Here is a 22,267-nt window from a genome sequence, read left to right on the forward strand (position 1 = left end):
TTTGATTAATATCCTGTGTCGATCTTATTGTAGCGATTTTATTATGAGTAACATCAGTGTCCATCTTTAAATCAGTATCATTGACGTTAAATCCAGTATACCGTGTTTCCAAGAGTGTGCCTAAATCAACCTTTTTTGAGAACGCTATCATTTTGTATTGAACTTTGGCGCCAAACGGTGTAGCTTAAAGATGGAAAGTGAACCTAAATGAACGTAAACTCACCTAAAGGGAGCGTGCAAGGCGAATGAAATCTTTTCTGGATGAACACTTTTTACTTCACAATGAAACGGCGGTCAAGCTGTACGAGCAGTATGCAAAAGACATGCCGATTATGGATTATCACTGTCACCTCAGTCCTCAGGAAATTTACGAAAACAAAACATTTGGCAATCTGACAGAGGCCTGGTTATATGGTGATCATTACAAATGGCGCCTGATGCGGGCTAACGGTGTTGAAGAGAAATATGTGACGGGCGGCGAAGGGGTAACGGATTATGACCGTTTCCTTGCTTATGCCAAAACAGTGCCGATGATGATCGGCAATCCGCTGTATGCATGGTCTCACTTGGAATTACAACGTTATTTTGATGTACATGAAGTGCTTAATGAGAAAAGCGCCCCAGCGATCTGGGAAAAAGTAAACGCCCAACTAACCGGCGAAGGCTTCGGTGCGCGTGATCTAATTACCAAATCCAATGTCACCGTGGTGTGCACCACCGATGACCCAACCGATTCTCTGGAATATCACCTGAAGATTCAGGGGATTGAAGGTTTTGACACAGCGGTACTGCCGTCTTTCCGCCCGGATAAAGGGCTGGAATTAAACCGAGATACATTTATCGAATGGGTAGGCAAGCTTTCACAGGTTGTGGGCACGGACATTACAGATTATGACTCATTCCTGGCTGCGCTGGAATCCCGTGTGGAGTTCTTCCATTCCGTAGGCGGCCGTGTCTCTGACCACGCATTGGATTATGTGCCTTATGCTGCAGCGACACGCGAGGAAGCCGCCGCTACATTTGCCAAAGCACTCGCTGGTGAGAAGGTTTCACGCATGGAAGAGGACGGATACAAGACGGTTACACTCACATTCCTTGGTAAGCTGTATGCGGAGCGTGGTTGGGTCATGCAGTTCCACATCAATGCAGCGCGTAATAACAATACGAAAATGTTCAAAAAGCTCGGGCCTGACACAGGGTACGATGCTGTGAATGATACGCCATTATCAGCGGCTGTTATCGGATTGCTGGATACGCTGGAGCAGCAGGATGCTCTGCCAAAAACGATTCTGTACTCCCTTAATCCAAGAGATAACGAAGTGCTCGCTGCCATTATTGGAAGTTTTCAAGGTGGAGGCGTGCCAGGTAAAATTCAGCTTGGCGCGGCATGGTGGTTCAATGATACGAAGGATGGCATGCTCGCTCAGATGAAGGCGCTTGCGAATGTGGGGCTGCTCAGCCGTTTTGTCGGCATGTTGACAGATTCAAGAAGTTTCCTCTCGTATACGAGGCATGAATACTTCCGCCGCTTGCTCTGCAACCTGATTGGTGAATGGGCAGAACAAGGCGAAGCGCCAAACGATATGGAGCTGCTCGGTCAGATCGTACAAGGTATCGCCTACAATAATGCTAAAGACTATTTCCCGTTTGCTACTGTGCCGGAGAGTGTATCTGCTTCAAAATAAATATGGATTCAACAGGTCTGCTTTAAGAAAATGGATATAGAAAATGCTATTTCAAAAAGCTCTCCGTTCCCTTCGTTTGGTCTTAAGCAAACGCAGGGTGGAGAGTTTTTTTGTCATGATGAAACAGTTGAGCAAATAGCTAATAAGTCACTTGAAGAATGGATGCTTTTGACATGAATGAAATGATTGACATATACATAAGCTGAGAATATACTTAGGTAACCTAATTAATTGAGTTACTATTAAATTGGTTTGCTATTATATTGGTGGGCTATTAAATAAAGGACCTACTTAATAGGCGGACTATGGATTGTTTTACGGGACATGATGTTCTGAAGAAGGAGGAAGGTAAGATGGCTGGGATCGATCCGGTAGCCCAAAAGCTGTTGTATTCCATCATGCAGTTTAACAAAGGCAAATGGAGACAACATAAACCACATGGGCGCAATCACAATGAAATTATGGTACTCGCTTGTTTGCTCCATGGTGCACATCCAGGAGAGCGCATGGATTGGCGGCATAACCCGCCCGATTTCGAGAGCCATTTAAACCAGGAACACCCAGGATTAAAAGTGTCCGAAATCAGCGCATTAATGCGAGTAAAATCACCAACCATTACGCCCGTGATTCGCGGTCTGGAGGATGAAGGGCTTGTTGAGCGGACGATGGACCCTGAGGATCGCCGGGCCGTGCGGATTACAATTACAGACGCAGGCCGTGCAATTATTCGTGCAGCCCATGAAGAACGAATGGCTACCTTCAACAGATTGGTTAAACATTTGGGCGAAGAGGATAGTTTGCAACTGGCTGAACTGCTCAGCAAGGTGTATACCTTCTTTGATGCTCAGGTTTCTGAGCAGGATGAAGGACATGCAAACGATAATAAAGCACCTGAAACAGAAGCACCCGAACAAGGAGATGATACGCCATGATGAAGTTATTTCGCATGTTAAAGCCCTATCGTATTCCGATTATTTTTATTTTGGCGCTTATCTTTATGCAAACGATGGCGGAGTTGTACTTGCCTACGTTAATGGCTGATATCGTCAACCTTGGTATCGTCAAAGGTGATGTACCTTATATCTGGAAAATTGGCGGTTTCATGCTGCTGATTGCCATTGGCGGAACCACATGTTCCATTATCGCGAGTTATCTGTCTTCGCGCACAGCGGGCGGATTTGCCAAACAGCTGCGCAGCCGAGTGTTCCGGCATGTTGAAAATTTCTCGTTGCAGGAATTTGATAAGCTGGGTACAGCTTCACTGATTACGCGTACAACAAATGATATTACACAGGTGCAGAACGTATTAACGATGATGCTGCGCATGATGATTATGGCTCCGATGATGTGTATCGGGGGGATTTTCATGGCTGTTTCTCAGGACGCGAAGCTGTCCACCATCTTCCTGGTTGTTCTGCCTGTACTTGCAGGAGCAATCGCCTTAATTGGTTCCAAAGGATTTCCGCTTTTCAAGCAAATTCAAAAAAAGCTGGACCGGCTTAATCTGGTTCTGCGTGAACAGCTGACAGGTATCCGGGTTGTTCGTTCTTTTAACCGTGGTGAGCATGAGCGTGTTCGTTTCAATGGGGCAAATACGGAATTAAGAGATGTGTCGATTAAGGTCAATGTTCTGATGGCGACAGTTATGCCAGTGATGATGCTGGTCATGAACTTTTCGATGATTGCCATTCTTTACTTTGGTGGTCTGCGTATTGATGGCGGACATATGAACATTGGTTCCCTGATTGCCTTTGTACAATATGCAATGCAGATTATGTTCTCATTGATTATGGTATCCATGATTTTTGTGATGATTCCAAGAGCATCAGCTTCGGCAGAGCGGATTAACGAAGTGCTGGATATGCAGCCGGATCTTTCTGATCCTGCACAGCCCCGCACCATGAAATCCATGCAGGGAACGATCGAGTTCGATCATGTTACTTTCCGTTATCCAGGTGCAGAGAATGCAGCGTTGTCCGATATCTCGTTTACGGCACGTTCCGGTGAAACGACAGCGATTATCGGCGGTACGGGTTCGGGTAAAACCACATTGCTCAGTCTCATTCCACGTTTCTATGATGTGACCGAAGGTACTGTGCGTGTGAATGGAACCGATGTGCGGGAGCTTAAACAAGAAGAGCTTCGATCCAAAATCGGGTTTGTCCCACAAAAGGCCGTCCTTTTCACCGGTACGGTTGCAGATAACATTCGGCAAGGTAAGGATGATGCGAGTATGGATGAAGTTATTCATGCGGCACGTACGGCCCAAGCCGAAAACTTCATCTCCGAGATGAAGGAAGGGTATGACAGCCTAATTGCACAAGGCGGGAATAACGTGTCAGGTGGACAGAAACAACGTTTGTCCATTGCACGCGCACTTGTTCGCCGTCCTGAAATTTATATTTTCGATGACAGTTTCTCGGCCCTTGATTTTAAAACGGACGCCAAACTTCGTGCTGCGCTCAAATCGGAAACGACGGAAGCGGCTGTGTTGATCGTAGCTCAGCGGGTAAGCACGGTAATGGATGCTGACCGTATCCTCGTCATGGATGAGGGCAAAATTGTCGGTTCGGGAACACATAAAGAGCTGCTGGAGAACAATGAAGTATATCGTGAGATTGTATCCTCCCAGCTGACTGAGGAGGAGATCGCATGAGTGAACGTACAGCACAGCACAAAGCATCTGGTGCTCCGCGCGGACCGGGTCATCCCGGCGGCGGAATGGGTATGCGGCCTCCAGCCGAGAAAGCGAAGGATTTCAAAGGCACACTGCGCCGATTGGTTCAGTATCTCCAGCCACATAGCTCTCGTCTGATCGGTGTTCTGATTGCTGCCATTCTAAGTACCGTGTTTGGCATTATTAGTCCGAAGATTATGGCTGAGGGTACAGATATCCTTGCCCATGGAGCTATTGCGATTATGCAGGGGGTGCAGGGAGCAGGGATTGATTTTCCAGCCTTGATGCGAGTATTGTACCTGTTGCTTGGACTGTATCTGCTCAGTGCCGCTTTTGCGTATGTACAGCAATATCTGATGGCGGGTGTGGCCCAACGGGTCGTCTATGATATGCGTGAGCAGATCAGTGCCAAGGTTGGACGTTTACCGCTGAAATATTTTGATTCCCGTACACATGGTGAGACGCTTAGCCGTGCAACCAATGACGTGGACAATATCAGTAACACACTGCAGCAAAGTTTGGCTCAGTTTATTACGTCCGTGGTAACGATTGTGGGTGTTATCATTATGATGCTGACGATCAGTCCATGGATGACGCTGATTACGATTTTGACTTTACCGCTTAGTGTCGTGGTGGTTATGCTGGTCGCTTCCCGTTCGCAAAAGCATTTTGCCGGACAGCAGAAGTCGCTTGGTGAACTGAATGGTCACGTAGAAGAAATGTATACCGGCCACAAGGTGGTCAAAGCCTTTGGACGTGAGGAGCAATCCGTACAGCAGTTTGAGAAAGTGAATGAAGAGCTATATGCATCGGGTTGGAAAGCACAATTTATCTCCGGGATTATTATGCCACTGATGAACTTTGTCGGTAACCTGGGATATGTGCTGATCTGTGTGGTCGGCGGGATTTTTGTTACACGGGGTTCCATCTCCATCGGGGACATTCTGGCCTTCACACAATATTCGCGTCAATTCACACAGCCAATTAACCAGATTGCCAACATCTCGAACATTATTCAATCCACGATTGCTTCGGCAGAGCGCGTGTTTGAACTGCTGGATGAGGAAGAGGAAGTTCCTGAGTCGAAACAACCTGCAACGTTGCGTCACCCGGCAGGGGCTGTAGCTTTTGAGGCGGTGGATTTTGGCTATAAAGAAGATGAACTGCTCATTCGCAATATGAATATTAATGTTGCACCAGGTCAGACCGTAGCAATCGTTGGACCGACAGGTGCCGGGAAAACAACGCTGATTAACCTGCTCATGCGTTTCTATGAACTCCAGAGCGGCCGGATTACGATTGATGGCATTAACATTAAAGATATGTCCCGTGGTAATTTGCGCAGTATGTTTGGTATGGTGCTTCAGGATACCTGGCTGTTCAATGGTACGATTCGGGATAACATTGCCTACGGACGGGAAGGTGCAACGGAAGAGGAAGTGGTTAAAGCTGCTGTTGCTGCACATGCCGATCATTTCATTCGCACACTGCCGGACGGTTACGATACGATATTAAATGAAGAGGCGTCCAATATCTCTCAAGGTCAGAAACAATTGCTGACGATTGCGAGAGCAATTCTGGCGGACCCGTCCATCCTGATTCTGGATGAAGCAACCAGTAGCGTCGACACACGGACCGAGGTCTTTATCCAGAAAGCGATGAATGAATTGATGCAAAATCGTACGAGTTTTGTTATCGCTCACCGTCTGTCCACCATTCGTGGTGCCGATCTCATCCTTGTCATGGATCACGGTAATGTGATTGAGCAGGGCAATCATGAGGAACTGATGGCGAAACAGGGCTTCTATGCGGATCTGTATAACAGTCAGTTTACGGAGCAACAGCCGCAGGCAATCTAACGGACTGGATATCTATTAAGGCTGTCAGGCCCTTTAGGAACATCTAGAAACCATAGTTTATTGGAAAAATAGAACCTCCACCACGGTGCTCCACGCACCTCTGGTGTAACATAAATCAACACAAACGGGACGTCGCAGTCATTGCACTGCTTCGTCCCGTTTGTGTTATCACTGCTATGCCCAAGCATTTCCCTGCGGACAAACGCTGTGTCTCGTGGTACCTTGCTGTGTTTGCTCGCAAATATGAAAGGCAGGGTAAGCAAGCTACAATACTATTTAAGCCTTGGTCTCCACAGGAAACCCTTCTTACCTTCACTGGTGCCCTGATGGTCCTGTTTGATTTCCTCTTCCGAATCAGCATGCTGTATTGATTCATGTTCGGCTATATCCTGCGAGCTCTCCTCAAGGTTATGGCGGGTAGCTTCCTCCAGTGATACTGTTGCCGGTTCACCAAGCAGGCCTTCACGCTGTTCAATCATACGTTTAACCACTTCATAACAGTCGTCGATGTGTTTGTTGCCCACATACCGCATGGCCGTGAAGCTGAGAGCGGCGGCGAGACCTTGACCCGCAAACGGAACAAACTTGGCGACTGATTTGGTTGCGACTCGAATACCTACTCGTTTGAGCACCTGTACGACTAATTCCTTCGTGACCATACGGCCGATGATTTTACTCCCGATCGACATGACAAATCCGTAAATCATGGACTTGGTTTCTGGGTCCATGCCGTCGAGCTGTTTTTGAGATAAACCGAATTTATTGTTAATAGCAGGTAACAGCTGCATCAGCATACCCACATCAGCAATGACATCTGTACCGGGAAGCGGTACGAGTGTGGAGCCGGCTGAAGCAGTTGCTCTTTTGCGAACCATCGTACGGCATTCCTTGCGCACTTGCTCTAATTGCTCCATTGTAGCTGGAATCATAGGGAATTCCTCCATTCGTGTATAGTGTACATATAACCGTTTTGAAGCGAATTGAATGGGTTGCTCCCGCGAAGTTGTTGCCTATATCGTATAGGTTGCGGAGGAACCTTTTTTCTCATGCATAGATCCGGTTGAAGCAGGTAATGGCTATGAAGACCGGAGATGGGAAACGATGATAAAAGATGATGATAATCATGTGGTTACAGACAGATCAGAAGCTATATTTTATACAATTATACATACAACTCCTGTTGCTTACATGAAATGAAAGTAGCCTGTCCTGTACAGCTATCTGGTATTACGCATGAACAACAAAAACGATGCATATTCCGCATGTCGCTTCCCCTTATGAAGTTTCGCCTTCACAACCATGGTTCGTATATCAGGATCATGCGTTTGAGCTATGGTATTGTTTATCACTTCAACCTTTTTGGGTAAAGGGAAACAAGCATTGGAATGGAGGAAAGCAGCATGGAATGGAATAAAGCCTTGTTAATACATCACCTTCATGCGGGAAAAGCGAATCGGGAAAACACGGTAGGTCTGGTTACCGGCATACTGGCTCCAGCCATTCATGAATTGGTCGTGGTTCGGACGGATGAACCGGGTGAGGGAGAGAAGCTGTGCCGGGAGCGTGGGGAAGAATTCGATGTGGTATTTATTCTGGGCGGCGATGGCACAGTGCATGAGTGTGTGAACGGGCTGGCATCCTTGCAAAATCCTCCACAGATCGGCGTGCTTCCAGGCGGTACATGTAATGATTTTGCACGATCACTTGGCATTTCACCGGATGCCGAGACAGCGGCACAAGAGATGCTGGCAGGTCGGGTTATACCGGTGGACGTGGGACGAGCAGATGACCGGGTATTTACGAACTTTTTCGGAATAGGTCTTATCAGTGATACCTCACAGAACATTAACGAGAATTTGAAAGGGGCGCTCGGCAAAGTCAGCTACTTCATCAGCACGTTGCAAACGATCAGCCGTTCCGAGCCATTTCAATATGAGCTAGAGATCAATGGAGAGTGTACGACAGGCGAAGCGGTGATGATCTACGCGGCGAATGGGCGTTTTCTGGGCACGAATGTGTTACCTTTTGCTCCGGATGCGTTGCAGGATGGCCAGCTGGATGTGCTCATTATTCATGAGACAGGCATTCCACTTCTGCGTGAGGTGCTTTCACATAAGCCGGAGGGAGAATGGCAACCGCGGAACGAGAGTATTTCCTATTTCAAGGCGTCTACGCTGAAAATAAAAACAGATGTACCGATGCCAGCCGATACGGATGGCGAATTGTACATGGAGACACCCGCCGAGCTGTCGGTGCTGGCGGGTCATCTGCATTTCCTGACCGAGGCGGAGGAATAACCTCCCCGGTTTTTGTATTTTTTGCATGCACTCTATCTGTGAATCTGGTATATACATAAAGCTTCAATACTGGAGGCTGTCTACATGGCTGTTCCAAAGAGTGCTACCCGAACTATTTGTCTGTTTTCAGATGTATCTCCCGGAACTCATGCTCAAGGATGCTCATCAGAATGGCATCATGATACTGATGATTGTAATACAACATGTCCCGCTTCACGCCTTCACGCTGAAAACCGAGCTTCTCATACGTGCGAATGGCGCGTTCGTTAAAAGCAAAGACATCCAGCTCGATCCGATGCAGATTGGCAATGCCGAATCCGTAGTCTAGCATAAGCAGCAATGCTTCACTACCATATCCCTTGCCTTGGTGAGCTGGCTGATCAATGGCGATGCGAATATGTGCACTGCGATTTTTGGCATGCATGTCCATCAGAGCGACATCCCCGATGATTTCGTCTGTGTTTTGTAATGCGATAAGGAGGTTCAGTCGCGAGTCGTCCTGAGCTAAACTCTCTACATACTTTTCAACTTGAGAACGGGTAAAGCTCGTTTGAGTTCCTGTTTGTTTGCGCATTTCGGGCTCAAACAGGCTTGGATAATAAGTATCCACATCGGTGATATCCAATGGGCGCAGGTAAATGCGTTCAGTCTGCATGAGTTTGGCGGTACGATTTGTAGATGTAGGGTGTGACATAGGTTTGTTTTCCTCCTGATCTATTCAAGCAAACTTGTGGAGCCTGTAAGGCATCTGTATAAGCTGAACTATTCTTCTGTCATCGTAGTGGACTGTGTAAAATCTTTAATTCAATTTATATAGTTTGTTGTTTTGCCTGAATCCGGTTTGTAAGTCCTTGCTTCTGACATGAGTATATCCCAATACTGTATACTTCCAAATATACAGTTTTAATAAAATGAAAAGGACAGATGGAGTGAGGCAGTCATGATGCAATTACCTAAACTTGATGAGCACGACAGTGCACCCGTCTATATTCAGCTTTCGGATCATATCAAACGGGAAATTTTCCGAGGGAAATTGGTGGAGCACAGCCGCCTTCCTTCTGTGCGAAAATGGGCAGAACTCCTTGGCATAAGCACAACACCAGTGGAAGCGGCATACCAGCAACTTATTGCGGAAGGATACGTATATAGCCAGCCGCGCAGAGGTTATCGCGTTCGAGCTGTGATTGAAGGTTATCACGATATGCTGCTGGGGAAGTCCGATATACATACGGCAGAAAATGAAAAAGAGGTTAACTACACCCGTACACCCAACAGGCAGGATCAGGCAGGTTTTACAGTAGTATCACCAGACTTACAGAGCTTACGTCCGGTGACGAATGTTATCTATGATTTTCATATGTCACACAATGATTTTAGCCTGTTTCCTTATGTGAAATGGCAGCAGTGCGCGAACCGTGTGTGGCGTGAAGAGTCCAAGGGTTTATTATTTTACGGAAACCCGCAGGGAGAGTGGGGATTGCGCAACGAAATTGCAGCCTATCTGGGACAATTTAGAGGAGTTCGTTGTACGCCAGAGCAGATCGTGGTAGGTGCAGAGCAGCATTTGCTCATGTCCTTGCTTACACAGACGATGCTTCGCAAAGGTGGAGTTACATCGATTGCTGTGGAGAACCCTGGGTATCGCTTGTTACCTGGAACCTTTCGGAATTATGGATACGAGATTATCCCAATCTCACTGGACAGCGAAGGCATAAATCTGGATGAACTGGACCAGGCAGATGTGTCACTGGCTGGTGTATCCCCGTCGCATCAGTTTCCCATGGGCATGCCGATGCCCATCAGCCGCAGACTTGCTTTGCTGGACTGGGCGGAACGTTCCGGGGCCTATCTGATTGAGGATGATTATGACGGCGAATTCAGATATTCCGGTCGTCCGATTTCTTCGATGCAAGGACTGCGGGAGAACACACCTGTTATCTACATGGGGGGATTCTCTCAGGTGCTTGCCCCTGCTTTTTGTGTGCATTACATGGTTCTTCCGAAGGAACTCATTCCATATTTTGGCGAGGTTTATCGAACGGTTCTGTTCGAACAATCAGCCTCACGACTGCATCAGCGGACATTGGAGTTATTCATGCGAGATGGAGAGCTGGGTAAACATATTCGTAAAATGCGCAATCTGTATAAACGCAAACATGACTTGACTGTTCAGGCCATTCAGCATCATTTCGGCGATCAACCGGGAATGGAGATCAAGGGCGAACACGCCGGATTTCATCTGGTATTACGGTTGATCAACCCGAATGCAGCCAAGAATATGGTGGCTGTGGCGTTAGATGCGGGTATACGTGTGGCCTCGGCGGAATATCTGTGGGCATACGGAAGTGCCCCTGCTGATGGCAAACGAGAGTTCATCATCGGATTTGCCGGCATTGAAGCAGAGAACATCGAGCCAGGCATCGCCGCACTGGCTCGTGTATGGGAGACTTTCTGCTGATTTAAGTCAAAGTTACTCCTGGCTGAAATCTGACCCCGCTATGGATGCTTGACCGCTCCGTTCAAAAAGAGTCCCACGAGTTCCTCGGCCAGTTCGGCAATCGTATCCTGCATACGGCGTACATCCTCACGGTTGGCAAGCATCAGCAGGGACGTGAAGGCCTGAGCAAGCAGCAGGGGATTGGCCTCTCTCAAATACCCATGATCCATTTCCCGCTGGAAATGTGTAGCGAGAACCTCGAAGATACGATGTTCTGCATCCCGAATCTGAGCAAACTGGTCAGCATTCAGATACGTTTCGGCTTCACGCATCATCGTTTCCGTATCCACATGGGACTGCTGCATCTTGGCAGCCGCCACGTTGACCAACCGTTCGTACAACGTGCCGGGTTCTTCAAGCCGCAGTGTTGTCTGCTGCATGCCCATCGCCATCATACGGGTAATTGCTATGGTGAACAGTTCCGGTTTGCTGGAAAAATGATAATAGATCGACGCCTTGGTCACTTGACATAATGAAGCGATCTGCTGGAGCGAAACAGCTTCATACCCGTATTCCATAAATAGCCGTGAGGCCGTCATTAGGATGTTATTGTAGGCGGAAGCTTGATCTGCACCTGCTTTGGGTCTGCCTGGAGCACGCGTGGGGCTTGCTTCTTTTCTTGGTTTTTTGTTCATCATATTCGACCTCATTTACGGTTAAAATAACGTATTACGATATTTCAAAAAATAGGGATTGCATAATTAACCTTCCGGTATATATAATTAACTCGATTATATTATGACCCACGGTTCATTTCCATACATTCTGTCATCGGAGTGTCTGTGCAAATGATCTTTTGTTCAACTTATATGGATTTAAACAAAACTAGGGAGATGAATAGACCATGCAGGAAGGTTCAGGTTATGGCCGCTTTGTAGCGGGCAAACGAAGTAAATGGGTCACACTGCTCGTATGGATTATTATTGCGGTTGTGCTTGGTTTGGTATGGCCGGCAGTAAATCAGCGCGAGACCAACAACGCACAAGATTTAAGTGATTCAAAACCATCCGTACAGGCCGCTGCCTTGGCGAAAAAGGAATTCCCTGGCGGTGAGGGATTACCCGCGCTGATCGTCTGGCGCAACCCTGCTGGACTCACAGAGGATCAGATACAGCAGATTCAGGCCTTGACCGAACGACTGGATCAAGACCCGGTGGAACAGCAACAGTCGGTTGTGCCATTGTATCAGTTACCACCACAGGCGATTAAAGGTCAGCTGTCGGAAGACGGAAGCACCATCGTCATGCCGCTGTTTTTCAACAAAGATGCCGATGCAGAGCAACTGAAGACAGGCATTGAAGGGTTAGAGGAAAAAACAAAAGCCATCTTTGGCATGAACCCGTTCGATACAGCTATGGATCATCCAAGCAAATTGATTGCACGCGTAACCGGACCCGTGGGCATATCCATAGATGCGACAGGATTGTTCTCATCCGCCGATGTGTCCTTGCTGATTGCAACTGTGGTGCTTGTACTTGTGTTGCTTTTGCTCATCTATCGTTCGCCTGTACTGGCGATTATACCGATTATTGCCGTTGGTTTCGCCTATATGGTCACCAGTCCAATTCTCGGATTTATGGCGGATCAAGGGTGGATTACAGTTGATGCTCAGTCGATCTCGATCATGACTGTACTGCTCTTCGGAGCAGGTACGGACTACTGTCTGTTTATGATCTCCAGATACCGTCAAATTCTCTATCATGAGCCGGACAAAAAGAAAGCCATCTTCCAGGCCATCACTGGTTCATCCGGCGCGATTGCAATGAGTGGATTTACGGTCGTTGCCGCATTGCTGGTGCTGCTGCTGGCTGAATATGGTGCATATCATCGTTTTGCCGTACCATTCAGTTTGTCCATCTTTATTATGTTTATTGCAAGTCTGACGCTTGTTCCGGCGCTGCTGGCCATCTTCGGACGGGGATCGTTCTATCCGTTTGTTCCACGTACTCACGAGATGGAAGTCGAGCGTGCCAAGAAAAAAGGAAAACCGGCTCCAGCTCCGCGTAAAGTCCGTGAAAGCTGGATCGGACGCATCGTAACGACGAAACCATGGACGGTTTTGGCGATTACAGTCGTTTTGCTCGGTGGACTAGCTGCTTTTTCAACTCAAGTGAAATTTACGTACGACTTGTTATCTTCCTTTCCGGAAAATGTACCTTCGCGTGAAGGCTTTAAGGTCATTGGGGAACAATTTTCCCAAGGAGAGCTGGCTCCAGTTAAAGTGATCGTGGATGCTGGGGGCAAAGAGACGGATCTGAAAGCACGTCTTGAATCGCTGGATTATATCAGCAAGGTGGGTGACGCGCAGCAAGGTGCGGAGAATGCCAACATTACGGCGTATGACGTAGAGTTCAATCTCAATCCATATTCGATCGAAGCCATGCAACATATCCCAGACCTGCGAGCTACGGCGGAAACGGCATTGAAAGATGCCGGAGTTACCAATGTGGATCAACAAGTGTGGATTGATGGGCAGACAGCCGAACAGTACGACATTGAAGTGACTGGAGAGCGTGATGCAAAGATTATTATTCCGGTCGTCATCGGTATGATCACTTTGCTGCTGCTGCTCTACCTGCGTTCCGTAGTCGCAACAGCGTATCTGATCGCGACCGTTGTACTTTCGTATTTCTCCGCACTTGGTCTGGGTTGGATCATCATCCACTACGGCCTTGGAGCAGAGGCGATTCAGGGTGCAATACCGCTGTACTCCTTCGTCTTCCTGGTGGCACTGGGCGAGGATTATAACATCTTCATGATCTCAAGCATCTGGCAGAAACGCAAAACGATGCCGCTCCGTCAGGCGATTAAGGAAGGGGTAGGCGAGACAGGTTCGGTTATTACCTCTGCGGGTCTGATTCTGGCGGGCACGTTCGCCGTTCTGGCAACCTTGCCCATTCAGGTGCTGGTGCAGTTCGGTATCATTACCGCGGTAGGCGTAATGCTTGATACGTTCCTGGTTCGTCCGTTCATGGTGCCAGCGATTACAGCGCTGCTGGGTAAATGGGCGTTCTGGCCAGGCAAGTATACGGAGATTGCCGAGAAACAAGAGAAGACACCATCCCGATCCCTGTAAACCATGGAGAGGGGCAGATGGACGGCGGGGCTTCATGCCCGTGGTCCATCTTTCTTTTTTACCAGAGGCGAGAGCCTTGGGGTTGTAAGTCTGAGATGGAATGGATAAGCTGGGAAAAATGCGCAGGGGATGCTGTAGATAAGGGATTCTTTGGGTGCGGAAGGTTTACTCGGCTTAGGGTTATGGGACATAATAGAAGAAGCGTCGGCCTTGGGCAGACGGACAAGTTCACATCAATGGGGTAACCAGAGGAAGGATGAAAGCAAGCATGACGAACAAAATGAATGTGTATTTCAATCATGACGGCGGCGTGGATGATCTCGTATCGCTGTTTATGCTTCTGCAAATGGACAATGTAAACGTAACCGGTGTATCGGTTATTCCGGCAGACGGATATTTGGAGCCAGCAACCGATGCGAGCCGTAAAATTATCGATCGTTTTGGGACGTATTCTATTGAAGTAGCCAAATCTAATTCCAGAGGCAAAAACCCGTTTCCAGCAGCATGGAGACTGCACTCGTTCTATGTAGATGCACTGCCTGTTCTGAATGAATCCGGTAAAATGGAAGCGCCGCTCTCGGCTATTCCTGCGCATCAGCATCTGATTGAGAAAGTACGCAATACCGAAGGCAAAACATTGCTGTTGTTCACTGGCCCGCTGACGGACCTCGCGCGTGCGTTGGACGAAGCACCAGACATCGAAGAGAAAATTGACAAGCTGGTATGGATGGGCGGTACATTCGAACGCGGAAACGTAGAAGAGCCGGAGCATGACGGTACTGCGGAATGGAACGTATTCTGGGACCCGGAAGCGGCTTATCGCGTATGGCAGAGCGGTATCCAGATTGATCTGGTTGCACTCGAAAGCACGAATAAAGTACCTCTTACACCCGCAGTTCGTAACCGCTGGGCAGCAGAACGCCGCTTCGAAGGCGTGGATTTCCTGGGGAACTGTTATGCAGGTTGTCCGCCACTGGTGTACAGTGAGACCAACTCCACCTATTATCTATGGGATGTGTTGACTACGGCTTCCGTAGGCCGCGAGGACATCGTGAAGAAAAAAACCGTGAACTGCATCGTCATTCCAGATGGCCCGAGCCAAGGCCGCACGGTGGAGCAAGCGGACGGACGTCCGGTACAACTGGTATATGATACAGATCCGGAAGCATTTTTCACATACATGATTGATTTGGGTAAAAAAGCTGCTCCGCAGCGTTACTAATGATAGGCAGCCGCAGGGCTGACCTTCATCTAAGATAAAAAGACCTTTATACGATACGTATAAACGACACGCATCGTATAAAGGTAAGAGCTACAGCAAGCCGCAGGCTGTGTTCCGATGATCGGGAAGAACCCCGATGATGTGGATCACTGCCATGCGGCTTTTTGGTGTCGAGCAAGCGGGCAACGAACTAGATCTTAAAGCGGCTGATCAGGCTATTCAGCTCACTGGATAAAACACGTAGCGACTCGGCGGAGGCACTGATCTCGTCCATGGATTGCAGCTGCGTTTCGGCAGCATGGGATACTTTCTGAATGCTGGATGAAGATTCTCGTGAGATATGTTCCATGTTTTCAATGGATGCCGACACTTCCTCTGAGCTTGCTGACAGTTGTTCAGAAGCTGCGGACACTTCATGCAGGCGCTCGTTGATCGTTTCAATGCCGCCATGAATGGAAGAGAACGATTGACCTGCCTCTTGCACGACAGTCAGACCGGATTGCACCGCTGTAGTGCTTGCCGACATATGTTCTGCAAGCAAAGAGGTCTGACGTGTCATCTCGGCAATCAACTCGGCTACATGTTGTGAAGATTGCTCGGATTCTCCTGCAAGCTTGCGTACCTCGGAAGCGACTACAGCGAAACCGTTACCGTGTTCACCTGCACGGGCTGCTTCAATACTGGCATTGAGTGCAAGCAGGTTCGTCTGTGAAGCAATATTTTTCATCAGGTGGGCAACGGATTCAATCTGGCTGGAGTAATCCGTAAGCTGTGTCGTCGATGTGGCCATCTGCACATTGGCCTGATGAATCTCGTCCATGCTGCGGATGGCTGTATCCAGCTTCGCCTGTCCTTGAATGGCATCGTTCGTTGTCTGCTGTGACACATCGGCAACTCTGGAAGAAGAATGAGCAATATGCTGCATGCTACGTGTGATTTCTTCCATGGCTACAGTGACTTCTCCAGCCCGTACCACCTGTTCGGAAGCCCCCTGTGCAGTATGATTCGTGTGCTCTGCAATCCGCTGACTGGCCTCGGCCGTTGCCTGGGAATGCCGGGATACACCTGCTGCGGCGTGAAGCAGGGAATCCGAGCTTTGGCGAATGCCCGTCATGACTTGCCGGGTATCCGTGACCAGGTGTTTGAACTCGGAAGCGAGCTGCCCAATTTCGTCTTTGCGTCCAAGCTCCACGTTGACGGTGAGGTCTCCTTTTCCAACCTCAGCAATGAGCTGTTTCAGCTTCACCAGTGGCCTTGTCAGATAACGTGCGAAAATATACACCAGCAATACACTAAGTAATACAATCGCCAGCGCTGTCCAAACCATCGTAATTCGGTTGCTTGCCATGAGTTCATAGACCGCGGTAGAGTCCAGATCTGCGCCTACAACACCTAACATCTTGCCATCCGATCCATGAATCGGTACATAAGCGGTAATCGTAGCCCCGTAATCTTCATCCCGCGTAAGCTCTCCGCGAACCGCTATGTCTTGTGCAAAGGCTTGAAGCATGCCATCGTACAGTGTTTCCTCCGTTGTACCGTATGGGGAAAAATCATCCTCGGCTACATCCGGTGCGGCCCCGTCTACCACGTAATAATACGCAGCCTTTCCATTTTCCTCGCGTGTGCCTAATGTATACAAATATTTGAGTCCGTTGGCTTCACGTAACTGGCTAAGTTGTGCACGCAGCGTATCGTAATACGCCGTTTTGTCCTGCCCCGTGCTGAGTGGAGCATACAGTGTCGTATCAATTAAAGCGGCTGCACGTTCAGCTACAGCCTGTGCCTGCATCCCCATCGATTGTTCAACCAATTGAGCAGATGCCTGGTACATCGTTATGCCTAAAATGGCCCCTGCAGCCAGCATCAGACAGGAAAAAAACAAAAAAATTCGCATAAACAAACTATTCATCGTTCCGATTGCTCCCCCTTGATATGTAAAACTGTAATAGTAAGTGATATGTAATATGTAAGGTAAAGTAGGTCAGGAATGTAGGCCTATAAATAAAGGTATATGTTCGTTACACATTTCTACTTCAGTTTATCGGCATAAGATTGGAAAAGGATTAGAAGTTGGGAGAGTTTAAAGCCAGCATTTATGCTGTGGTGTTCTACGTGGTTCTGTTGTTAGGAGAATATCAATCCTGGGAAATACTGCGTGCTCCTTTTTGGACAGTTAAAAATGTAACGATTCCTGAAAGACCTTATTTTGCGCAAAAGGATTGTTTTTGAGCTTAAGCACTCCTTTTTCAGGAGATAAGGTTTCTGGAGATCGTTACATTTAAAATTGCCTATAATGCTTATGTTGCTTCAATGGGGCTATGTCTCTTTTCAGTGGATTGATTAACCCCTCTACATTGTTCCGCCGCCTTGGCGAATGGATGGCGGAATCTTCTCAGGCCCCTGATTGATGTAACGATGGATAAACGTACCTACCTTGGCATCATCGAACTTGTCCAGCTTCATCGTTTTGGTCCAGGCGGTCACAACGACCTCGCTGCCTTCAGGAATATCTTTGTTGGGTACGGCGAGAATGCCTGAGCCTGCTTGGCGAAATTTTGCGAGATATTGGAGATGTTCCTTCAGCTCATCACTGGCATTTTCACGATAATAGATGATGATGTCTCCATGCTCCATGTTGTGAACCAGATAAGGATACCCCGGGAAGTCGGTGTAAAAGCCAAATTTGATATCATGTGGATTATGTGGACCTGAGGTCGGTATTTTCATTTCATACTGGATCGGTTCCTCGGTGTGGGTGGCTCCATAGTATTTGTCATCCGTCACATCGATTGCTGCATTGTTCGGGAGGTCGGCTACATCGTAGGTCTTTCCGGCACCTTGCAGGAAAAAAACTCCGAATGCTACGATCGATACAGCGATCAGAGCATGGGCCGTAAGCCGAAGAGAGCGGCTTTTCTTCTGGATGGTTGCTCGCTCGTTCTTTTTCATATGACTAACAATTTTGCCGCGTGTACGTGATGCCCAGATATAGGTGGCGATCGAAAGTAGCAGCATAGCAGCTCCAATGATCAACCCCAGATATGAGGTGCCTGTTTGGTGTTCCATTTGCATATGATCCATGTGGGTCATGTCCATTCGAATTCCTCCGCTTTTTCGTAAAATAATGAATCAGTTACACTACGTGATGTAGTGTTAAGGATGGATCAAAATAAAGAAAAGAGCAAAGTTGCTCCATCTAGATGCTCACTCACTCATATAAGTAAATAAAAACATATATCTTACACTACACATTATAGTGTATGGAATATGATCCGTGCAATGTTGCCTTTCGCAAATGAAAAAGACTCCCCCCACAATCGGGGGAAGTCTCCATTTCAGCAATCTTAAGTAGAAGAAACGAATTTACAAGCGTCCAAACGGCGAGAATAACGGGCTAAATAAGCCAGCTATAGTCGAAAATAACAAACGATACATTAAGTAAAACAATACAGCATTCACAATCAGCACGCTGTACGTGCTGTCAATGGCAGCTTTGGTCCGATTTAGCGGATGCTGGAACAGCACGGTATTCATAGCAACAAACACCATAATATACGACAGCACCAGTAGGGAGATCGCGAATGAGTAGGAGATCACAATCATCAAGTTAGCGAGCAGAAGCGTAGCGATTGCAGGAACCAGTAGGGTTCCGAACTGGGCAACCAGAATTTTGGGACGGAAAGTAATTCGTTCCAGCTTAAGTACACCATAGATGAGTGCAACAGCAGCAACCAGAATAATAGCCGAAAACAGGAGCGGGCGCAAAAATCCGCTAATAAATATGCCTTCCGCACCGAGGCGGCCAAATGTGATCAGAACATATGTAGAGGTCAAAACAGCAAACAGTGCCATCGTTAACCACCCATGCAGGGTATGCTGTTCACCAACGGTTTTCATCGATTGATACGGACGAGCCAGTACGCTGAGGAAATAGGACAAGTATTGTTTGCTTACTTCTTTGGCTTGCTGTACCTTCTCATTTTGCACGAAATTGTTCCACTGATTTCCATTGTTGTTTTGGGAATGATCTTGATCAGGAGCATCATTGTTACTGGAATTTACTGTTGCTGTTTCTTTCACGAGCGATGGTACAGGCGAAACGGAAGAAGAGCGTGTAGGTTCTGGTTGATGAGAAGCAGATTCCTTGTTGCTGGACCAATGCGTGTATTCCGAGTCAGCAGAAGCTGAATTTGTTCGTGTTACGGAATCCACAGGATCAGAAGAAGCATGGGTTCCAGTCAAATTAGAGCCGCACTTCTCGCAAAACTGGGCATCTCCATTTTCGTGATTACATACTTGGCATTTCATGTTCATAAGCCTCCAATTTCTTAAATTATGGAACAAGTTAACATTGTGTCTCATTTTAACGTTCTATGACGAACTTTGTCTATGTATCGCAGAATTAAATACCCAAAATAAACCTTATGAAACACGGGAATTGACCTGTCTTATTTTCATATTGACATAAAGATAGGACGGAATTATGATGTCATTATCGAAATTGATAATCATTATCAATTAAAAGCTGGGAGTCAAGAGCGATATGTTTATGTCTGCTCGACGTTCCTGTATCGGTAAAGGATTGTTTTAAAGATTTGTTCCCGTTTGAATTGAAGAATTCGTTCCATGTTTTCGGGAATTGTTGCCTAATTACTGCGTCCATAGGGAGTGTTCGTGTTGAGTATGAGAAAAAGTGTGACTTTGCCAGCTGTCGTGATGGTGACTTCGGTTTTGCTTGCAGCTTGTGGCAATGATGGGGCGGCTGTGAACAAGGTATCTGAGAAGACAGCTGTAACGAGTGAAGCCCAGACAGCGTCTCAGGATACAAGCAAGGCAGGCCAAGAAGCAACTGCTGCAGATTACTCTGTTGCGGTTGAGGGGTATCGTACGTTTGCCGTAGAGCAGATTGATGCGTTTGTGAAGGAGACCGAGAAGTTTACAGAGGCGGTGAAGGCGGGTGATTTGGAGAAGGCCAAGTTGCTCTATGCTCCGGCGCGTATGTATTATGAACGGATTGAACCGGTAGCAGAGGCGCTAGGTGATCTGGACCCTAACATTGATGCACGCGATGGAGACGTTGAAGCTGCAGACTGGCGTGGTTTTCACCGGATTGAGAAAGCATTGTGGGCAGACAAAACAACCGACGGCATGAGCGAATATGCTGACACACTGCTCAGTGATGCGAAGCTGCTGCGGGCTAAAGTGGAAACGATGGATATCGATGCGAGTCTAATGGTCACAGGTGCGGTCGAACTGCTGAACGAGGTATCTTCCAGCAAAGTGACGGGGGAAGAGGAGCGGTATTCGCATACAGATCTGTATGATTTTGCGGCGAATGTGGAAGGAGCACGCGAGATTTACAACTTGCTGAAGGATGATCTGGCAGCCAAGGACAAACAGCTAAACCAGCAGATTGCGGATCGATTTGAGGCGCTGGAGAAAGAGCTGGCTCCGTTCAAGGATGGTGACGGGTACGTTTCTTATGAGAAATTGAAGGATGAGGATGTGCGCAAGCTAAGCCAGAATCTCGATGCGCTCGCGGAGCCGCTGTCCAATATGGGACAAGTGCTGGGAGTGTAGAACGATGACGGAGAACAAGCAGGATTCGCTGAAAAAGCCGTTGTCACGGCGTGAGATGCTGAAGCTGACCGGCGTAGCTGGGCTTGGTCTGCTTATTGGCGGGGGCGGCGCAGGCGGACTGATGGCGCTCGGCCGCAAAGGCTCTTCTGTCGCCGCCGTAGAACCTGCGGCGGCTGATAAACAGGGTTTGCCTTTCTATGGCAAGCATCAGGCTGGCATTATTACGCCCGCGCAGGATTTTATCTGCTTTGCGGCGTTTGACGTTACCGCAGGCAGCGTGGAAGAGCTTCGCCGTCTGTTCCGGGACTGGACGGCAGCCTCGGCTGCCATGGCTTCCGGACAGATGATTGGCGAGCATAACACCACGCTGAATACGCCGCCCACCGATACGGGGGAGGCGGCAGGCCTGACACCGTCACGTACCACGTTGACGTTTGGTGTGGGGCCGTCTTTGTTTGACGGGCGCTTCGGCTTGAAGGGCCCGAAGCCGCGGGGACTGCGCGACCTGCCGGCATTTGCCGGGGATGCGCTGGACCCGCAATGGTGTGGTGGCGACCTGTGCGTGCAAGTCTGCGCAGACGATATGCAGGTCGCCTTCCATGCGATCCGCAACCTCGCGCGTATTGCGCGAGGGCATGCGGTGCTGCGCTGGACCCAGGAGGGCTTCCAGCGCACAGGCCGAGCCGACCCCGCGGGTGGAACACCGCGCAATCTGCTCGGCTTCAAAGACGGCACCGGCAATCCGGATACTACGGATGCCGTGCTCATGGACCGGACCGTCTGGGCGCAGCCGAGTGACGGTCCAGGGTGGATGGCCGGCGGCAGCTACATGGCCGTCCGCCGGGTGCGCATGCGTGTGGAGGTCTGGGACCGCTCCACCCTGAAGGATCAGGAGGCGACATTTGGTCGCCACCGTGACAGCGGCGCGCCGATCGGCAGCCGTGGAGAATTCGACCCGGTGGATCTGCAGGCCAAATCCACCGATGGACAACCTTTAATCCCGGCAACATCGCATCTGCGGCTCGCCAAGGGAGACGGGAGTCAACAGATCTTGCGCCGCTCGTACTCGTATTCGAGCGGCCTCGATCCCAAAACAGGCCAGCTTGACGCAGGCTTGCTGTTTATTAGCTACCAACGGGATATGGACAAGCAATTTATCCCGATCCAGACACGGCTGGCGAAGAGTGACAAGCTAAATGAATATACGGTGCATGTGGGTAGTGCCGTCTTTGCCTGTTTCCCCGGATGCAAACAGGGTGGATATATCGGGGAGACATTGTTCTAATGCTGATTGAGTTGCGGTGAATTGGACATAAACGTTGTTTAAAAGGAGCATTCGTAACATCATGAAGCATTCTGGCAACGAGCAGA

The 22,267-nt window shown here is 48.5% G+C and carries 17 protein-coding genes; 11 read left to right on the forward strand and 6 right to left on the reverse strand.

Annotation, left to right across the window (positions count from 1 at the left end):
- Positions 1–245 precede the first annotated feature (245 nt).
- From uxaC to ABIE27_RS06150, 5 genes are all read left to right on the forward strand, one after another.
- Positions 246–1,685 carry a glucuronate isomerase gene (gene uxaC, locus ABIE27_RS06130; RefSeq protein WP_123064099.1) on the forward strand — a complete coding sequence of 480 codons (1,440 nt, stop codon included), beginning with the start codon at positions 246–248 and terminating at the stop codon, positions 1,683–1,685.
- Positions 1,686–1,715: 30 nt separating this feature from the next.
- Positions 1,716–1,862, forward strand: coding sequence for a hypothetical protein (locus ABIE27_RS06135; protein ID WP_205127924.1), 147 nt, complete (start codon positions 1,716–1,718; stop codon positions 1,860–1,862).
- Positions 1,863–2,038: 176 nt separating this feature from the next.
- On the forward strand, positions 2,039–2,617 hold the full coding sequence (locus tag ABIE27_RS06140) for a MarR family winged helix-turn-helix transcriptional regulator (RefSeq protein ID WP_123064100.1): 579 nt from the start codon (positions 2,039–2,041) through the stop codon (positions 2,615–2,617).
- Positions 2,614–4,341, forward strand: coding sequence for an ABC transporter ATP-binding protein (locus ABIE27_RS06145; RefSeq protein ID WP_429350125.1), 1,728 nt, complete (start codon positions 2,614–2,616; stop codon positions 4,339–4,341). The genes ABIE27_RS06140 and ABIE27_RS06145 overlap by 4 nt, the downstream gene beginning before the upstream one ends.
- Entirely contained in the window at positions 4,338–6,221 is a 1,884-nt protein-coding gene (locus ABIE27_RS06150) for an ABC transporter ATP-binding protein (RefSeq protein ID WP_123064102.1), read from the forward strand. The genes ABIE27_RS06145 and ABIE27_RS06150 overlap by 4 nt, the downstream gene beginning before the upstream one ends.
- Positions 6,222–6,493: 272 nt before the next feature.
- Here the strand turns inward: ABIE27_RS06150 and ABIE27_RS06155 are convergent, their stop codons facing one another.
- Positions 6,494–7,150 carry a hypothetical protein gene (locus tag ABIE27_RS06155; RefSeq protein ID WP_429350126.1) on the reverse strand — a complete coding sequence of 219 codons (657 nt, stop codon included), beginning with the start codon at positions 7,148–7,150 and terminating at the stop codon, positions 6,494–6,496.
- A 471-nt stretch (positions 7,151–7,621) separates the two neighbouring features.
- On the opposite strand from ABIE27_RS06155, the gene ABIE27_RS06160 reads away from it, so the two are divergent.
- Positions 7,622–8,518 (forward strand): diacylglycerol/lipid kinase family protein, encoded by an 897-nt coding sequence (locus ABIE27_RS06160; protein WP_429350127.1) that lies wholly within the window; start codon positions 7,622–7,624, stop codon positions 8,516–8,518.
- A gap of 112 nt (positions 8,519–8,630) precedes the next feature.
- On the opposite strand, the gene ABIE27_RS06165 is transcribed toward ABIE27_RS06160, so the two are convergent.
- On the reverse strand, positions 8,631–9,212 hold the full coding sequence (locus ABIE27_RS06165; RefSeq protein ID WP_429350128.1) for a GNAT family N-acetyltransferase: 582 nt from the start codon (positions 9,210–9,212) through the stop codon (positions 8,631–8,633).
- Positions 9,213–9,461: 249 nt separating this feature from the next.
- Here ABIE27_RS06165 and ABIE27_RS06170 point away from each other — a divergent pair, with 249 nt between their 5' ends.
- On the forward strand, positions 9,462–10,976 hold the full coding sequence (locus ABIE27_RS06170; protein ID WP_429350129.1) for a PLP-dependent aminotransferase family protein: 1,515 nt from the start codon (positions 9,462–9,464) through the stop codon (positions 10,974–10,976).
- A gap of 38 nt (positions 10,977–11,014) precedes the next feature.
- Here the strand turns inward: ABIE27_RS06170 and ABIE27_RS06175 are convergent, their stop codons facing one another.
- On the reverse strand, positions 11,015–11,650 hold the full coding sequence (locus ABIE27_RS06175; RefSeq protein ID WP_429350130.1) for a TetR/AcrR family transcriptional regulator: 636 nt from the start codon (positions 11,648–11,650) through the stop codon (positions 11,015–11,017).
- A gap of 209 nt (positions 11,651–11,859) precedes the next feature.
- Here ABIE27_RS06175 and ABIE27_RS06180 point away from each other — a divergent pair, with 209 nt between their 5' ends.
- Together ABIE27_RS06180 and ABIE27_RS06185 are read left to right on the forward strand one after the other, a co-directional pair.
- Positions 11,860–14,091, forward strand: coding sequence for an MMPL family transporter (locus tag ABIE27_RS06180; protein ID WP_429350131.1), 2,232 nt, complete (start codon positions 11,860–11,862; stop codon positions 14,089–14,091).
- A gap of 268 nt (positions 14,092–14,359) precedes the next feature.
- The gene (locus ABIE27_RS06185) at positions 14,360–15,313 is read left to right on the forward strand and encodes a nucleoside hydrolase (RefSeq protein WP_123064109.1); all 954 of its coding nucleotides are present in this window, start codon (positions 14,360–14,362) and stop codon (positions 15,311–15,313) included.
- 190 nt (positions 15,314–15,503) lie between these two features.
- On the opposite strand, the gene ABIE27_RS06190 is transcribed toward ABIE27_RS06185, so the two are convergent.
- The 3 genes from ABIE27_RS06190 to ABIE27_RS06200 form a co-directional block, all read right to left on the reverse strand.
- Positions 15,504–17,225, reverse strand: a complete 1,722-nt coding sequence (locus ABIE27_RS06190; RefSeq protein ID WP_123064110.1) for a methyl-accepting chemotaxis protein — start codon at positions 17,223–17,225, stop codon at positions 15,504–15,506.
- 440 nt (positions 17,226–17,665) lie between these two features.
- Positions 17,666–18,397: a DUF3105 domain-containing protein gene (locus ABIE27_RS06195; RefSeq protein WP_429350132.1), complete on the reverse strand. Its 732-nt coding sequence runs from the start codon at positions 18,395–18,397 to the stop codon at positions 17,666–17,668.
- 282 nt (positions 18,398–18,679) lie between these two features.
- The gene (locus ABIE27_RS06200; RefSeq protein WP_123064112.1) at positions 18,680–19,624 is read right to left on the reverse strand and encodes a zinc ribbon domain-containing protein; all 945 of its coding nucleotides are present in this window, start codon (positions 19,622–19,624) and stop codon (positions 18,680–18,682) included.
- Positions 19,625–19,999: 375 nt separating this feature from the next.
- Here ABIE27_RS06200 and efeO point away from each other — a divergent pair, with 375 nt between their 5' ends.
- Positions 20,000–20,896, forward strand: a complete 897-nt coding sequence (gene efeO / locus ABIE27_RS06205; protein ID WP_123064113.1) for an iron uptake system protein EfeO — start codon at positions 20,000–20,002, stop codon at positions 20,894–20,896.
- A gap of 4 nt (positions 20,897–20,900) precedes the next feature.
- Positions 20,901–22,181, forward strand: a complete 1,281-nt coding sequence (gene efeB / locus ABIE27_RS06210; RefSeq protein ID WP_123064114.1) for an iron uptake transporter deferrochelatase/peroxidase subunit — start codon at positions 20,901–20,903, stop codon at positions 22,179–22,181.
- Positions 22,182–22,267 lie beyond the last annotated feature (86 nt).

Source organism: Paenibacillus sp. 4624 (assembly GCF_050435065.1).
GTDB classification, from domain to species: Bacteria; Bacillota; Bacilli; order Paenibacillales; family Paenibacillaceae; genus Paenibacillus; species Paenibacillus amylolyticus_D.

Excerpts from the sequence above, each read along its gene's own strand:
- ABIE27_RS06160 (WP_429350127.1), top strand. The coding sequence starts at position 7,622 with ATGGAATGGAATAAAGCCTTGTTAATACATCACCTTCATGCGGGAAAA.
- ABIE27_RS06145 (WP_429350125.1), top strand. The coding sequence starts at position 2,614 with ATGATGAAGTTATTTCGCATGTTAAAGCCCTATCGTATTCCGATTATT.
- ABIE27_RS06165 (WP_429350128.1), bottom strand. The coding sequence starts at position 9,212 with ATGTCACACCCTACATCTACAAATCGTACCGCCAAACTCATGCAGACT.
- ABIE27_RS06170 (WP_429350129.1), top strand. The coding sequence starts at position 9,462 with ATGCAATTACCTAAACTTGATGAGCACGACAGTGCACCCGTCTATATT.
- uxaC (WP_123064099.1), top strand. The coding sequence starts at position 246 with ATGAAATCTTTTCTGGATGAACACTTTTTACTTCACAATGAAACGGCG.
- ABIE27_RS06155 (WP_429350126.1), bottom strand. The coding sequence starts at position 7,150 with ATGATTCCAGCTACAATGGAGCAATTAGAGCAAGTGCGCAAGGAATGC.
- ABIE27_RS06175 (WP_429350130.1), bottom strand. The coding sequence starts at position 11,650 with ATGAACAAAAAACCAAGAAAAGAAGCAAGCCCCACGCGTGCTCCAGGC.
- ABIE27_RS06140 (WP_123064100.1), top strand. The coding sequence starts at position 2,039 with ATGGCTGGGATCGATCCGGTAGCCCAAAAGCTGTTGTATTCCATCATG.
- efeB (WP_123064114.1), top strand. The coding sequence starts at position 20,901 with ATGACGGAGAACAAGCAGGATTCGCTGAAAAAGCCGTTGTCACGGCGT.
- ABIE27_RS06180 (WP_429350131.1), top strand. The coding sequence starts at position 11,860 with ATGCAGGAAGGTTCAGGTTATGGCCGCTTTGTAGCGGGCAAACGAAGT.
- ABIE27_RS06200 (WP_123064112.1), bottom strand. The coding sequence starts at position 19,624 with ATGAAATGCCAAGTATGTAATCACGAAAATGGAGATGCCCAGTTTTGC.
- ABIE27_RS06190 (WP_123064110.1), bottom strand. The coding sequence starts at position 17,225 with ATGAATAGTTTGTTTATGCGAATTTTTTTGTTTTTTTCCTGTCTGATG.
- ABIE27_RS06135 (WP_205127924.1), top strand. The coding sequence starts at position 1,716 with ATGGATATAGAAAATGCTATTTCAAAAAGCTCTCCGTTCCCTTCGTTT.
- ABIE27_RS06195 (WP_429350132.1), bottom strand. The coding sequence starts at position 18,397 with ATGGATCATATGCAAATGGAACACCAAACAGGCACCTCATATCTGGGG.
- efeO (WP_123064113.1), top strand. The coding sequence starts at position 20,000 with ATGAGAAAAAGTGTGACTTTGCCAGCTGTCGTGATGGTGACTTCGGTT.
- ABIE27_RS06150 (WP_123064102.1), top strand. The coding sequence starts at position 4,338 with ATGAGTGAACGTACAGCACAGCACAAAGCATCTGGTGCTCCGCGCGGA.
- ABIE27_RS06185 (WP_123064109.1), top strand. The coding sequence starts at position 14,360 with ATGACGAACAAAATGAATGTGTATTTCAATCATGACGGCGGCGTGGAT.